Source organism: Corynebacterium sp. LK14 (genome assembly GCF_008042215.1).
Taxonomy (GTDB): Bacteria; Actinomycetota; Actinomycetes; order Mycobacteriales; family Mycobacteriaceae; genus Corynebacterium; species Corynebacterium striatum.
In genome coordinates, this window is sequence record NZ_NOVQ01000012.1 from 1 (window position 1) to 14,081 (window position 14,081).

General features: G+C 57.4%; 12 protein-coding genes and 1 pseudogene. 5 read left to right on the top strand and 8 right to left on the bottom strand.

The features are described from left to right. Positions 1-118: 118 nt before the first annotated feature. Positions 119-870 (top strand): annotated as a pseudogene (locus CHU71_RS07475) (IS256 family transposase); the annotation flags it as partial. A 90-nt stretch (positions 871-960) separates the two neighbouring features. Here CHU71_RS07475 and CHU71_RS07480 read toward each other — a convergent pair. From CHU71_RS07480 to CHU71_RS07495, 4 genes are all read right to left on the bottom strand, one after another. Then, complete coding sequence (locus CHU71_RS07480) at positions 961-1,587, bottom strand: DUF2335 domain-containing protein (protein WP_052953141.1); 627 nt, start codon at positions 1,585-1,587, stop codon at positions 961-963. Between the two features lie 467 nt (positions 1,588-2,054). Then, on the bottom strand, positions 2,055-3,068 hold the full coding sequence (ilvC, locus tag CHU71_RS07485) for a ketol-acid reductoisomerase (RefSeq protein WP_147760677.1): 1,014 nt from the start codon (positions 3,066-3,068) through the stop codon (positions 2,055-2,057). A 90-nt stretch (positions 3,069-3,158) separates the two neighbouring features. After that, a complete protein-coding gene (gene ilvN / locus CHU71_RS07490; RefSeq protein WP_147760678.1) occupies positions 3,159-3,674 on the bottom strand; it encodes an acetolactate synthase small subunit in 516 nt (171 codons plus the stop codon). A gap of 5 nt (positions 3,675-3,679) precedes the next feature. Then, on the bottom strand, positions 3,680-5,527 hold the full coding sequence (locus tag CHU71_RS07495) for an acetolactate synthase large subunit (protein ID WP_086891507.1): 1,848 nt from the start codon (positions 5,525-5,527) through the stop codon (positions 3,680-3,682). A 398-nt stretch (positions 5,528-5,925) separates the two neighbouring features. Between CHU71_RS07495 and CHU71_RS07500 the strand changes: the two genes are divergently transcribed. The 3 genes from CHU71_RS07500 to CHU71_RS07510 all read left to right on the top strand — a co-directional run bounded on the left by CHU71_RS07500 (position 5,926) and on the right by CHU71_RS07510 (position 9,751). Beyond that, complete coding sequence (locus CHU71_RS07500; RefSeq protein ID WP_086891508.1) at positions 5,926-6,468, top strand: PH domain-containing protein; 543 nt, start codon at positions 5,926-5,928, stop codon at positions 6,466-6,468. An 85-nt stretch (positions 6,469-6,553) separates the two neighbouring features. Next, positions 6,554-8,407, top strand: a complete 1,854-nt coding sequence (gene ilvD, locus CHU71_RS07505; protein WP_147760679.1) for a dihydroxy-acid dehydratase — start codon at positions 6,554-6,556, stop codon at positions 8,405-8,407. Between the two features lie 87 nt (positions 8,408-8,494). After that, the gene (locus CHU71_RS07510) at positions 8,495-9,751 is read left to right on the top strand and encodes a glycosyltransferase family 87 protein (protein ID WP_147760680.1); all 1,257 of its coding nucleotides are present in this window, start codon (positions 8,495-8,497) and stop codon (positions 9,749-9,751) included. Here CHU71_RS07510 and CHU71_RS07515 read toward each other — a convergent pair. The 3 genes from CHU71_RS07515 to CHU71_RS07525 form a co-directional block, all read right to left on the bottom strand. Then, on the bottom strand, positions 9,706-10,038 hold the full coding sequence (locus tag CHU71_RS07515) for a transcriptional regulator (protein ID WP_147760681.1): 333 nt from the start codon (positions 10,036-10,038) through the stop codon (positions 9,706-9,708). The genes CHU71_RS07510 and CHU71_RS07515 overlap by 46 nt on opposite strands. Next, on the bottom strand, positions 10,031-10,471 hold the full coding sequence (locus tag CHU71_RS07520; protein ID WP_147760682.1) for a hypothetical protein: 441 nt from the start codon (positions 10,469-10,471) through the stop codon (positions 10,031-10,033). Before CHU71_RS07520 ends, CHU71_RS07515 begins: the two co-directional genes overlap by 8 nt. Before the next feature lie 122 nt (positions 10,472-10,593). Next, entirely contained in the window at positions 10,594-11,808 is a 1,215-nt protein-coding gene (locus tag CHU71_RS07525; RefSeq protein ID WP_147760683.1) for a DoxX family protein, read from the bottom strand. A gap of 238 nt (positions 11,809-12,046) precedes the next feature. Between CHU71_RS07525 and CHU71_RS07530 the strand changes: the two genes are divergently transcribed. Next, positions 12,047-13,138 (top strand): glutathione S-transferase C-terminal domain-containing protein, encoded by a 1,092-nt coding sequence (locus tag CHU71_RS07530; RefSeq protein WP_147760684.1) that lies wholly within the window; start codon positions 12,047-12,049, stop codon positions 13,136-13,138. Positions 13,139-13,151: 13 nt separating this feature from the next. Here the strand turns inward: CHU71_RS07530 and CHU71_RS07535 are convergent, their stop codons facing one another. Further along, complete coding sequence (locus tag CHU71_RS07535) at positions 13,152-14,012, bottom strand: LysR family transcriptional regulator ArgP (RefSeq protein WP_005532133.1); 861 nt, start codon at positions 14,010-14,012, stop codon at positions 13,152-13,154. Positions 14,013-14,081 lie beyond the last annotated feature (69 nt).

The following is a 14,081-nucleotide window of genomic DNA, read 5'->3' on the forward strand; positions in this document are numbered from 1 at the left end:
CAAGCGGCTTCATAAAGCTTTGGCCTACGCCACCCCACAGGAAGTAGAAACCGAGTACTATCTCACCCAGCCCATCAACACAGGGCCGTAAAAGAAGCGGAACCAAACCCAGGACGCTTCAGTCTTAGAGGAAGTCACCGCGTGGCAGACCAGGCAACTCGACGAGTTCTACCCAGTCATCTTCCTTGATGCCCTACGTGTAAAAGTCCGTGACAACGCACGCGTCGTCAACAAGTCGGTCTACATGGCTGTCGGTGTGGACATGGAAGGCATCAAGCACACTTGAGCTTGCGGGTAACTACCAATGAAGGTGCAGCATTCTGGTCGCAGGTGTGCGCAGAAGTCGCCAACCCCGGTGTCAACGATGTCTTTATTGTCTGCTGTGACGGACTGAAAGGCTTTCCCAAAGCAATCCAGGCAACCTGGCCGGACTCCATAATCCAAACCTGCGTGGTGCATTTGATTCGTGCCGCTAACAGGTGGGTAGCCTACGGCGACCGGAAAGAGCTCTCGAAGCATCTACGAGGCATCTATACCGCTGTCAACGAGGATGAAGCTCGAAGTGCACTCGATGAGTTTGAGGCCAGCGAGCTTGGCCAGAAGTATCCGCAATCAGTGAAAGTCTGGCGCGACGCTTGGGGCAGGTTCATTCCGTTCTTGCAGTTCCCGTCGGATTCAGCGACAGTCAAGACGCTGTGGTTGATGATCTGTAACATCGAGGACCGTCGTGCTGCCCGCCGCGCTAAAGAAGGTGCCAAGGCTTCTGTTTCAGCCGAGCGACTTGTCGAAGGCAGCAAGACCAGCAACTGGAAGCAGGCAATCAATCAGCTATCCGTGGCCTACCCCGACAGGTTCGCCGCATACCTGTAAAATCAGTCCCCGTACACAAACGGACTGACACCCTCGCCGGTGGCAGGGTATAAATAGTCGCGTCGGTTATATCACACAGCGTGACAAAACTCAGTCGTCATTCTCCCCATCGTGTCGCACTGGATTCACCTGCAGACCTTCTTTGCCCGTGCGATACGCCATGTATGCACTTGCAGCAGTAACAATTAGCGCCACTACGCTGGGGACCGGTTTGTCGAACCAAGCCATAATAAGCGTGCCAAGAAGAGCGATGATGGCAACCGCTGAAAACAACCCTTGCTGACGTCGTTCAATTAATCCTCGATTGTCAATCGAACGAGCAGTTGCTTTTTGAATTTCTGCATCAGCCAAAGCAGTTTGATGGTAGGCATCAATTGATTTCTCGGCCATCTGGACAATACGATCCGCAGCACCGGGAAGAACATCGTCATACCCAGCGAAATCGTTTACTGATGGTAGCGGCCCTGTGTGAGTCGCTATCATCGTTTGGAACTCAGCCGAAGTGATTTGGCGTTCTTCGTCTGGAGTTATTACCTCGAGATCGGGATCTGTTGCATTGCACTCGTCAATGCTCGACCGGTGTCTTTCCAGCCCTCCACGACCAGGGTCTCGGGCCTCGGAGTTCTCACTCCGTAAATCTTTTCCCCGCTGTTCGTCGTCGCTAGTAGCTTCCGACTCCGCGTCTGGAAGTTCATCTTCCGGCGTGCCATCTGACATCACTACTCCTTTCGCTAGACGGTCACGGTTCTATGGGCTTTTGATTGTAGCCGTTTCTGATGCGCAAGACATCGTGAACCTCGTTTACTTCATATAAATTAACCCCATCCGCTTGTTTTCGCGTCGCTAACGCTCCTCTTTCCACCCACTTTCTGAAGCGCCCAGGTTTGATGTGAAACCCCTGCTGGTTTAATCGGTAGCAGATTATGTTCTATCGAATACCTCTAAGCCTTGAGCCGCTGGGCATCCGTGTATCGCACATTAATCATACGGGAAATCCTCCAAGATTTCGTCCACATCCCCTTCTGTCGTTTAACCCGCGGTCAGCGAATAGCAGAACAGCAATAGCGCCCCCCAGCTCTTGAATCTAATCAAATCGCCGGGGGCGCTTTCGTATCTTTTGCGGGATTTTTGCGGGATCCCCGTCTATTGTAAAAAGGGAGGCTAGCGCTTTCACCCGCCAATTCTTAGGCGGTAGCGTCCAAAGGGTTTTTAACCCAGCTCATGAGGTCACGCAGCTTGGCACCGGTGTCCTCGATTGGGTGTGAGTTAACCTTAGCGCGCATATCCTCGAGTTCCTTGTTGCCACCCTCAACGTTGGCAACCAGGAGCTTGACGAAGGTGCCGTCCTGAATGTCGGTGAGAACGTCCTTCATGCGAGCCTTAACGGAATCGTCAATGATGCGCGGTCCAGCAACGTAGCCACCGAACTCAGCGGTATCAGAGATGGAGTAGTTCATGTTGGCCAGGCCGCCCTCCCAGATGAGGTCGACGATGAGCTTCATCTCGTGAAGAACCTCAAAGTAGGCCATCTCCGGCTCGTAGCCAGCCTCGGTCAGGGTCTCAAATCCCGCCATCATCAGGTACTCGAGGCCACCACAGAGCACAGCCTGCTCACCGAAGAGGTCAGTCTCGGTCTCGTCCTTGAAGGTGGTCGGAATAACACCCGCACGAGCGCCACCGATTGCCGCTGCGTAGGACAGGGAAAGGTCGTGGCCCTCACCCTTCGGGTCCTGCTCGGTAGCGATAAGACAAGGAACACCCTTACCGTCAACAAACTGACGGCGAACCAGGTGGCCTGGGCCCTTCGGAGCAACCATGCCGATGGTGATGTTCTCTGCCGGTTTGATGAGACCGAAGTGGATGTTCAGGCCGTGGCCGAAGAACAGCGCGTTGCCGTCCTCCAGGTTCGGCTCAATGTCCTCGGAGAAGATCTGTGCCTGGGAGGTATCCGGCGCCAGCAACATGATGACGTCTGCCCACTTAGCCGCCTCAGCGTTGGTGAGAACCTTAAAGCCGGCCTCCTCAGCCTTTGGGCGGGATTTGGAGCCCTCACGCAGACCAATTGCAACCTCAACACCAGAATCACGCAGGTTTTGTGCGTGTGCGTGGCCCTGGGAGCCATAACCAATGATGGCGACCTTGCGGCCCTGGATGATGGAGAGGTCTGCGTCAGCGTCGTAGAAAGTCTCGATTGCCATGTCAGTATTCCTTACATAAATTTTGCTGTGCGGTGAACTACCTATAGTAGCAACACACAACGGGATGGTTTGCTCACAATGTGAGATTATTTATTTCGAAGGAGCCATCGTCTTTGGTCCGCGCCCCAGCGCCACGTGACCCGATTGGACGAGTTCACGGATACCAAAAGGCTCCAAGACATCAAGCAGCGCCCGCAGTTTGCCGGGTGTACCAGTGGCTTCAATAACCACGGACTCTTGCGCGACGTCGACAATGCGCGCTCGGAAGATGTTGACCGCATCAACCACCTGCGGACGATTGGTGTTGTCTGCAGAGACTTTCACCAACATAATGGCGCGGGCGATGGTGGATTCCTCCTTCAGTTCCACCACTTTGAGAACCGGAATGATCTTGTTGAGCTGCTTGGTGACTTGCTCAATGACGACGTCGGAAGCATCAACCACGATGGTAAGACGGTTGATGCCTTCCGTTTCCGTACGCGCAGAAACTAGCGAGACCAAGTTGTAGCCGCGGCGGGTAAACATACCCGCAACGCGAGAGATGATGCCCTCGATGTCTTGCACCAAGACGGACAGGGTGTGGCGGGTGACTTCATTCGTTGCCATTACTCTTAGGCCTCCTCGACCGTCTCGTGGATTTCTGCGGGTTCCTCAGCAGCGGACTCGTTCTCATCAAATAGTGGTCGCAGTCCCAATGCATACTGGATCTCCTCATTGGAAGCGCCGCCACCGATCATCGGCCATACCTGCGCATCCTGCCCCACGATGAAGTCGATGACCACAGGACGGTCGTTGATTTCGCGCGCCCGTTTGATGGCCGGCTCGACTTCCTCTTCCTTGGTGACGCGAATCGACTCGCAGCCCAGCGCCTCCGCGAGCTTCACAAAGTCCGGGAGGTACTCATCGTGCTCACGCAGCTTGGTGTTTGAGTAGTTCCGGTCGTAGAAAAGCGTCTGCCACTGACGCACCATGCCCAAATTTCCGTTATTAATAACAGCCACCTTGAATGGAAAGCCTTCCACCGCCGCGGTGGTCAGCTCCTGGTTGGTCATCTGGAAGCAGCCATCGCCGTCGATGGCCCACACTTCCCTATCTGGGCAAGCAGCCTTAGCACCCAGCGCAGCGGGGACCGCGTAGCCCATCGTGCCCGCACCACCAGAGTTAATCCAGGTGCGCGGCTTTTCAAAGTCAATAAACTGAGCGGACCACATCTGATGCTGGCCCACACCGGCACAATAGATAGCCTCAGGACCGATGATGGAGCTGAGCTTTTCCAATACGAACTGCGGATTGAGCAAACCGTCCGGCGTGGGCTCATAGCCCCGCGGGAAACGCTTCTTTAGATCCTCCAGGTAGGCCATCCACTCCCCGATCACCGGTGGGTTGAGCTTCGCATCATTCTGGAAAGCTTTGGTCAACTGCAGCAGCACCTCGCGTGCATCACCGACGATTGGAACGGCTGCTTCCCGGATCTTGCCAATTTCGGCCGGGTCCACGTCCGCGTGGATAACCTGTGCGTTCGGTGCGAAGGTTTCGGTATCGCCCGTAACACGGTCGTCGAAACGCGCACCAATGGCAATAAGCAGATCCGCGCGCTGCATCGCAGCCACCGCTGGAACCGTACCGTGCATGCCCGGCATACCCATGTGCTGCGGGTGCGAATCGGGGAAGGAACCCAGCGCCATCAGGGTGGTGACAACCGGGATCCCAGAAAGCTCGGCAAACTCCAGTAGCTCGCGAGAGGCATTCGCTTTGATGACGCCGCCGCCGATGTAGAGTACAGGCGCCTCAGCCTCAGCAATCAACTTTGCAGCCTGCGTGATCTGACGCGGGTGCGGCGTAGTGGTGGGCTTATAACCCGGCAGCTCAATCTGTGGCGGATACACGTACTCGAGCGTGGCGTTCTGCACGTCCTTCGGGATATCGACTAGCACCGGACCAGGACGTCCAGTCGAAGCCAGGTGGAAGGCTGCAGCAATAGCGGTGGGAATCTGTTGCGGATCAGTAACGATAAAGTTGTGCTTGGTAATCGGCATCGTCACGCCGCGGATGTCTGCTTCCTGGAAGGCGTCCGTCCCCAGCAGGCTGGTGCCCACTTGGCCGGTGATGGCCACAACAGGAACGGAGTCCAGGTTGGCGTCGGCAAGCGGCGTAACCAAGTTGGTTGCACCCGGACCGGAGGTCGCGATCATCACGCCCACCTTGCCAGAGGCTTGAGCATAACCTTCTGCGGCGTGACCTGCACCCTGCTCGTGGCGGGTAAGCACGTGGCGCAGCTTGGTGGAATGGTGCAACGCATCATAGAGCGGCAGCACTGCGCCGCCCGGAATGCCGAATACTAGGTCAGTGCCCAGGTCTTCTAGGGTGCGGACGATCGCTTGCGCGCCGGTGATGATCTCGGCCCCCTGCTTCTTAGCAGAGGCCACCGATGCCGGGGTGGGCGAATGTGTAGCGGCCACGGGGAATAAGCTCCTTGTTGATGAATTACTGTATCTACTTTGGGTGACAACCCGGGGATGGTGGGATGTCCGTTTGCTAATGAAACACCCTGGGTGCGGTGCCACATTTGCTGAACTGACCAGAAAATGCCAACGCCCCCGTCTCAACTTCCACTAAGAGGTTGGCGGGGGCGCTTGCTTTTCGACGTCGCTGAAGTTTGATTCGGCAACTCGTTACGGCAAACGCCGCGCCGGTACTACTAGCTGAAGTCGAATAATGATCATGGGAATTACTGTACACGTATAGATATTGACTTGCTGGAAATACCCCCACTTTTGGGAGCGACGTTCCATTTTGCGAGATAGTACAGGTGGGGCGGTTAACGCGCGGGGGGCAAAGTCAATTAGCATAGGCACCTATGACGTCATCTCACCCACAGAACGCCGACTCCGCTCCGACCTCGGAGGCTCGGGCCACCCACGCCCAGGCAGAGGTATTCAAGCCCGCTCGAGACCACATTTTGGGCATCATTCTTTTATCCGCCATCGCACTGCTCAGCATCGGTTGGGCTCCCAAGTATCTGGCTTGGCTGCTCATCGTTCCAGTGTTGTGCATCTGGTGGGTATTAAAGTCCCGCACTCATGTCTCCGAAAAGGGCATCGCAATCAGCTACGCATTCAAGGGTTCCCAAAACATCTCTTGGGACAACTTCGCAGGCATTGGTTTCCAGCGCGCCAAAGCATTCGCCCGCACGAAGTCCGGAAAGCAGTTCACGCTTCCGGGCGTGACCTTCAATTCGTTGCCAAGGCTTTCCGACGCCTCCCGCGGCCGCATCCCCGATGCACTCACCGCCGGGCGTGATGCCGCCGACGAGAAGGTGGTCATCGTGCACCGCGATGGTCAGCAGGTTCTCATGTCCAAGGAAGAATACAGCCAATACCTCGAAAAACACCCCGAGTGAGCCCCTAAAACTGAGCATTAACGACCTTCTCAGCCCGCCAGAAAGCGTCTAGTATCACGCCATAGAGATTAAGGATTATCACCCCATGTTTCCGCTGCGCTCGACAGTAACCACCGTTGGCCGCCAGGCATCTGGCGCGCGTGCCCTGTGGCGCGCAACCGGCACCCAGGAGCACGAATTCGGCAAGCCAATCGTGGCGATTGCTAACTCCTACACCCAGTTTGTGCCAGGCCACGTTCACCTCAAAAATGTGGGCGACATCGTGGCCGATGCGGTCCGCGCAGCCGGTGGCGTCCCAAAGGAGTTCAACACCATCGCTGTCGACGACGGAATCGCCATGGGCCACCAGGGCATGCTGTACTCCCTGCCTTCACGTGAAATCATCTCTGATTCCATCGAGTACATGGTCAATGCCCACACCGCGGACGCACTGGTGTGTATCTCCAACTGTGACAAGATAACCCCGGGCATGCTCAATGCAGCGCTGCGCCTGAACATCCCCACCATCTTCGTCTCCGGCGGCCCCATGGAGGCAGGCAAGGTCGTGGTAGTCGACGGCGTCGCCAAGGCCCCGACCGACCTCATCACCGCTATCACGGCGTCGGCAAGCGCCGACGTCTCTGACGAGGATCTGCTCACCGTCGAGCAGTCTGCCTGCCCTACCTGCGGTTCGTGCTCCGGCATGTTCACCGCCAACTCCATGAACTGCCTGACCGAGGCACTCGGCTTGGCACTGCCGGGCAACGGCACCACCCTGGCCACGCACACAGCCCGCAAGGCGCTGTTTGAAGAGGCCGGCTCCACCATCGTGGACATGTGCCGCCGCTACTACGGCGAGGAGGATGAATCCGTCCTCCCGCGCAGCATCGCCACCAAGGAAGCCTTCACCAACGCCATGGCACTCGACATGGCCATGGGCGGTTCCACCAACACCATCCTCCACACTTTGGCCGCAGCGCAGGAGGGCGAGGTTGACTTCACTTTGGAGGACATCAACGAGATTTCCTACCGCGTACCGTGCCTGTCCAAGGTCGCGCCTAACGGCACCTACCACATCGAGGACGTCCACCGTGCCGGCGGCATCCCCGCCATCCTTGGTGAGCTGCGTCGCGCCGGCCACCTCAACCTGAAGGTGCACACCGCGCTCTACGACAACGCTGAACAGTGGTTGGACGACTGGGACATCCGTAACGACAAGGCTCTGGACAAGGCCCGCGAGCTCTTCTACGCCGCACCGGGTGGTGTGCGCACCACCGAGCCTTTCTCCCAGTCCAACCGCTGGGAGTCCCTGGATACCGACCAAGCCAATGGCTGCATCCACGATGCAGAGCACGCTTTCTCCTCCGACGGCGGCCTCGTGGTCTTGCGCGGCAACCTCGCACCGAACGGCGCAATCGTCAAGGCTGCTGGTGTCGAGGAAGAGCTGTGGAAGTTCTCCGGTCCGGCCCGCGTGGTCGAGTCCCAGGAAGAGGCCGTCTCCATCATCTTGAAGCGCGAGGTGCAGGCGGGCGACGTCATCGTGATCCGTTACGAGGGCCCAGCCGGCGGCCCAGGCATGCAGGAGATGCTCCACCCGACGTCCTTCCTCAAGGGCTCAGGCCTAGGCAAGGCCTGCGCGCTCATCACGGACGGCCGCTTCTCCGGCGGCACCTCTGGCCTATCCATCGGCCACATCTCCCCGGAGGCAGCCCACGGCGGCCTCATCGGCTTGGTTGAAAACGGCGACACCATCTCCATAGACATCCACGAGCGCAAGCTCTCCTTGGACGTTGATGAGACGGAGCTTCAGCGACGTCGTCAAGCACAAGAGCAGCGCGAAAAGCCATGGACCCCGGTTGAGCGCAACCGCCCTGTCACCAAGGCTCTGCGTGCTTATGCCAACATGGCAACCTCCGCTGACCGCGGTGCCGTCCGAGTGGTGGATGGCCACGTGAACTAAGCGTTCCCGCTGCTTATCCCAACTAACTTCGCCCATGCGCCACGTCCTACGCAGCGCATGGGCGAAAGTGTCCTATTGTTGAATCCGATGAAACCCGCGAATACAACTTTGAAATGGGCACTAACGCTGTTCGGCCTCATTGCCGGAACTGTGGGAATGATCCTGCATGTGCGCATGACAGACTTCCCCATCGACATGGTCATCTACCGGGAAGGCGTGAAGGCTTATCTCGAGGGCCGCTCCATGTATTCGGAGCCCATGATGGCCGGCGACATTGCGCTACCCTTCATCTACCCGCCATTCGGCGCGCTCGCGATGGTGCCACTCACGGCGCCTGACTGGATTACCCACGACATGGCCGGCAACATCATGAACGTGTTGTCGGACGTGCTTGTGTTCGCCTGCCTTTATTTCATTTTCCGTGCATTGCTCAAGGACCGCACATGGCTCTTGCCGGTGGTTTCCCTGGTTTGGGCTCTGACGATGGCCTTCGAACCAATTCGCCTCAACAACGGCTTTGCGCAGGTCAACATCGTCATCATGGCCCTGGTCATCTTAGACCTCGTCCCGCGCAAGCGCTGGCTACCGCAGGGCGTCCTCATCGGTCTCGCTGCAGCCATCAAGATCACTCCCCTGGCGATGCTACTCTACTTCTTGCTGCGCAAGGAGCTCAAGCCGATCCTGATTGCTATCGGTACTGCAGCCGCAGCCACGCTGGCAGCCGCCGCGGTTCGCTGGCAGGCATTCGTAGAGTTCTTCACCTCAAAGCTGCTCGACATGGGCTCGGGCGCCGACTTCGGCGTGGCCACCGATTACCAGTCCAACAGCTCACTCAAGGCGGTCGTGCAGCGCCTGTTCCCCTCCACGGAGTCGATGGAGGCCAACGGAACCCTCATCAACATCATCTGGTTGGTGCTGGCGCTTGCTGTGGTCGCCGTTGGCTCGCTGCTCATCTTGGCATTGCTCAAACGCAACATGCTTGTCGACGCCCAGCTGGTCACCGCACTAGTCATGCTGCTGATTTCCCCAGTCTCTTGGTCTCACCACTGGGTCTGGCTCGCACTCGTTATCCCGGTCTTCACCTACCGTGCATGGACATGGCGCAACAACACGTGGGTCGCAGGCTCCTTCCTAGCGGTTATGGCAGCGTGGGGCGCGATGGTCATTACGGTGCCACCAAAGTGGTGGTTCGGTGACTCCATTGACGTGCACGGCCAGCCCTTCTATCAGAAGTTCCTCGTGGACGACTTTGTGTGGTTGACCTTCATCGCAGTAGCACTTTTTGCCTACTGCCTGCGTTATGTAACAACGTCGCCCGCGATTTCCCGCAGCGCCGCTAAGTGAGAATCAAACACGTTTTTTCCTTCTGCGGTCAGCATGACCCAGACGGTGTCTTTGGCGCGCGTTGAGCCGTACTCGCGGAAGCGGGTAACAAAGCCTGCCTCCTCCAAGACCTTCAGCTGCTTCGACAGCATCGCATCTGTGAGTCCCGTTTCATCGCGCAGCGCACCGAAACGCATCTCCTTCCGCTGTTGGCTCTCGACTGCCCCGAAAGCCCTGAGCGCCGCACAGATCTTGAATCGGTTAAGTGGCTGGATGATGGGGTTTAGAGCAGATAGTGACTTACGCATTGCGGCTCGCCCTCTTGTTTAGATCCAGCGCATCGCTTTGCAGCGCCCAAAACATCGCGCAGCCCCAGATGAAAGCTGCGGCGATCCCAAGCCATATCTTTTCATCAAAAGCCCACATAAGCAGAGCAGGCGCAAACAGCACTGCCATCCCGGCATAGTATTTCTTGTCCGGCTTAGGTTCCTTGCGTGGGTCTTGGCGATAAGACATGCGGGTCTTGGAGCGTTTCTTCCAAGCAAAAATGCACGCGGCAACAGCCACGACCATGACCACCGCAAATACAGGCCATCCCCATTGCTCTGGCGCTACCCCCACCGCCAGCAAGCATAGGGGAAAGACAAAGGAAAGAACTGCGTTGGCGAGAGTTTGGGGCTTTTCTGCACGATGCGTTACCTCCTCGTTGAACTTCAGAGACTCTTGAATGTTCTGGTCCATGGCGATGACTCCTCGATGATTCGCTTGCTTTCCCTACTCGAAAACATATTATTTTCCATCTTGGAAAGCAAGGGGGAAAGAAAATCCGCCCACCATTTTTCTGGCAGGCGGATTCAGAGCGATTAAGCGATTGGATTAACTCCCGCACCGAACCACCACAGTGCGACAAGCACGGCGATACCGACGATGACGAAGATCCAAGAGGTAGCCAGCGGGCGGCGCGCCCACGAGCGCTTGACATCGAAAGAAATAAAGCCGGGACCAGTAAACTGAAGCGCGATAGCGATGGCAAAAAGCACCGAAGACAGCCATACTGACTCTGGCCAAGTAAAGACATCGACTCCCGCGCCCGAAGCTGCCAGCTCGTGGAGAGCCATAAAGCCGGTGACGACAAGGCCGATCATCGCAGCCAACGGCGTGACTAGGCCCAGCAGGAGGAATGCGCCCGCGATCAGCTGCATAGTCGGCACAGCAATGGCCAACGGCGACGCAAATGCATAGTTGGCAAACTCAGACTCGAGGCCGGATAGCCCCTCGCCGCCACCCAGTTTAAAGAAGGTCGTTGCGCCAGCCAGAAGCAGATAAGCGCTCAATGCAATACGCACAAAGAGAAGACCGAAGTCAATCGTGCCGCGCCGGCCGTACTCACGGTATCCGTCACGCTCGGCCTGTTCCGCTTTGAGGCGATCCGACTTTTCTTCCTCTTCCTCTGCCTCTGCCTCCAGGTCAACATCCGAGGCGCTCGCCGGCATAACGGTGGTCGTTGCCGCTGGCGCCGCAGCGGCAACAGCCGTGGGGGCAAAGTCAGCATCGTCATAAGAGGAATCTTCTGCCCGATCCTCGGCAACAGCGGGCTCCTCATCGCGCGGGGCAACGAACTGTTTTGTTTCCGCAGCCGGTTCAGCATCTTCAGCTATAGGCTCACCTGCAGGGGCGGCGACTGGAGCGGCCTGCGAATGCTTGCGAGAAGAGTCAAAGGACAGCCCCTCGCCTTCCTTGTGCCCGTTCTCCGGAGCCTGAACAGCCTGAGATGCCACTGTAGAGTCAGCCTCTGAGGCAGACGCGAAGACCTCGGTGGGCTCGGACTCAACAGATGCAGTCTCAGCAGGTTCCGAGTCATGGACTTTAGGTTCTTTGGGCTTGATTTCCTGCGGCTCCGCTCGGCCCGGACGTTGGAATAGCCGGGACCGCGTTGGTGCAGCCGCGGGAGTAACCTCGGTAGCGGCGTCGGCATTGTTCGCAGCCGCATCTGCGGCGGCCTTGTCGCGGCTATAGGTCGGGAGATCGAGATCGTCGTCGAAGCTCGTCGCTTTATCGGGTACATTCTTATCGCTCATACTTCCAACTTAGGGCAGCACGCAGCGCTAATGGTGCACATCACACGGCGCGGCGCGGCCGCAAAGTGTTTTAAGTCCCCGAAATGGGCGCGGCCGGAACCATATTGCCATCGCAACTTTGAGTATGTATCATCAAAAATATATTTTGTTGACACGTTAACAAAATTGGTGGTTTACCTACCTCCCCGCATTTTTCAATGCTCTAAGAATCAAAACATCAACCCATAAGGAATGAACTGTGGCAGCCACAAACGATAAGGACTGGGCGGGCGACGCAAAGAATGCCTCGCCCGACGGCGAGTTCATCCGCGACACCAACTACATCGGGGACCGCATCTCTTCCCAGGTTTCCGAGGTAACTGCACAAGAAGACGGCACCTTCCTTTGGCCAATGGAAGCAGATCGCTACCGTCTCATTGCCGCCCGCGCTTGCCCATGGGCGCACCGTGCGGTCATCACCCGCCGCCTCATGGGTTTGGAGAACTCAATTTCACTAGGCCTCGCTGGCCCAACTCACGACATTCGCTCATGGACTTTCGACCTCGATGAGGACGGAATGGATCCAGTACTGGGCATTCCTCGTCTCCAGGATGCCTATTTCAACCGCTTCCCCGAGTACCCACGCAGCATCACTGTTCCAGCAATCGTGGAGGAATCTTCCAAGCGCGTTGTCACTAACGACTACCCTTCCATCGTCCGTGACTTCATCAAGGAATGGTCCCAGTTCCAGACCCCAGGTGCGCCAAACCTCTACCCCGAGGAGCACGCGTCTGAAATGGAAGAGATAAACGACTACATCTTTCACAACATCAATAACGGCGTATACCGCTGTGGCTTTGCCGGCTCCCAAGAGGCTTACGATGCTGCCTACGCCCAGCTGTGGGAGGCACTTGATTGGGTCGAGGAACGCCTAGGCAAGCAGCGCTACATGGTCGGAAATCACATCACGGAAACTGACATCCGCCTCTTCGTGACCCTCATACGCTTTGATCCGGTCTACTATTCCCACTTCAAATGCTCGCGGACCAAGATGGCTGAGATGCCAAATATCCGTGGCTATCTGCAGGAGCTTTTCCAGATCCCAGGTTTCGGAGACACCACCGATTTCACCGAAATCAAGGAACACTACTTCATCGTCCACACCGAGATTAACCCGACGAAGATCATTCCTGTCGGCCCGAACATGGACTGGCTCATGGAAGACCACGACCGTGACCGTTTTGGCAGCCAGCCTTTCGCCGCAGGCACCGTCCTTCCAGGCCCAGTGCCTAACGGTGAAAAGGTCAAGAACCCGGAGAGCTTCCAGCAGGCACTGTTTGCAACCCACTAAAAGGCGTGTCTCACTACTGCCCGCGGAGGACGCTCGACGCAGCCACCACGGATTGCGTTAACTCCTCCAAAACCTCCGACTCCAAGCGCCACCGCTGCCAATAGAGCTCAACGTCCATTGGTTTGTCGTCGAGAAGCACCAGTTCCCCGTTGTCCAACAGCGGCCGCGCTTGGAGTTCGGCGATCAAGCCCCAGCCCAGCCCGTAGCGCACCGCGTCCAAGTAGCCCTCCGACGAGGGCACCTGGGAAACTCGGGCACGAATGACGTGCGAATCGATGAAGCGCTCGCGCATGGCGTCATCCAGAATCTGATCATTGGGACCGTAGCCCACCAGCGGCAGCGTCTCCCAACTGTCAAAGCCTTCCGCCAGCCAGGGCGCCGCCACCGCGAAATAGCGCATGGTGCCGAGGTACGTCGACTCACAACCTGAAACGGGAGTGTGCTCGCGCGTAATCGCACCAAGCACGTCTCCCCTACGCAGCATCGCCAACGTACGAGCTTCGTCCTCAATACGGATACGCAGGGCCACCTCGCCGCGCGTCGCGACATCACGCACCACCTCCTTGAACCAGGTGGCCAGGGAGTCCGAGTTCACTGCAACCGTCAAGGGCACACGGGAAAGCCTCGTCTGCAAGCGTGCATCGGTCTCCGCCTGCACCAGCGCCATGCGCCGGGCAGATTGCACAAGAATCTCTCCTGCCTCCGTGGCAGTGACCGGAGTGGCGCGATGCAAGAGCACGCGACCGGTGTTGTGCTCGAGCGCCTTGATACGCTGGCTCACCGCCGAAGGAGTGATTCCTAACACAGCGGCGGCATCCTCAAAACTGCCTTCCTCAACAATGGCCAGCAAAGTTTCCAAATGGACTGGGTTCATGAAGCTATTCTAAACTAAGTTTAGTTTCTTTAACTAGACTTCAGCTTGCAGCGTGGGCACACTAAAAGC

What these genes read in the sequence shown, in the direction of transcription:
- CHU71_RS07480 (WP_052953141.1), bottom strand. Translation starts at nt 1,587, where the DNA reads ATGTCAGATGGCACGCCGGAAGATGAACTTCCAGACGCGGAGTCGGAA.
- ilvC (WP_147760677.1), bottom strand. Translation starts at nt 3,068, where the DNA reads ATGGCAATCGAGACTTTCTACGACGCTGACGCAGACCTCTCCATCATC.
- ilvN (WP_147760678.1), bottom strand. Translation starts at nt 3,674, where the DNA reads ATGGCAACGAATGAAGTCACCCGCCACACCCTGTCCGTCTTGGTGCAA.
- CHU71_RS07500 (WP_086891508.1), top strand. Translation starts at nt 5,926, where the DNA reads ATGACGTCATCTCACCCACAGAACGCCGACTCCGCTCCGACCTCGGAG.
- ilvD (WP_147760679.1), top strand. Translation starts at nt 6,554, where the DNA reads ATGTTTCCGCTGCGCTCGACAGTAACCACCGTTGGCCGCCAGGCATCT.
- CHU71_RS07510 (WP_147760680.1), top strand. Translation starts at nt 8,495, where the DNA reads ATGAAACCCGCGAATACAACTTTGAAATGGGCACTAACGCTGTTCGGC.
- CHU71_RS07515 (WP_147760681.1), bottom strand. Translation starts at nt 10,038, where the DNA reads ATGCGTAAGTCACTATCTGCTCTAAACCCCATCATCCAGCCACTTAAC.
- CHU71_RS07520 (WP_147760682.1), bottom strand. Translation starts at nt 10,471, where the DNA reads ATGGACCAGAACATTCAAGAGTCTCTGAAGTTCAACGAGGAGGTAACG.
- CHU71_RS07525 (WP_147760683.1), bottom strand. Translation starts at nt 11,808, where the DNA reads ATGAGCGATAAGAATGTACCCGATAAAGCGACGAGCTTCGACGACGAT.
- CHU71_RS07535 (WP_005532133.1), bottom strand. Translation starts at nt 14,012, where the DNA reads ATGAACCCAGTCCATTTGGAAACTTTGCTGGCCATTGTTGAGGAAGGC.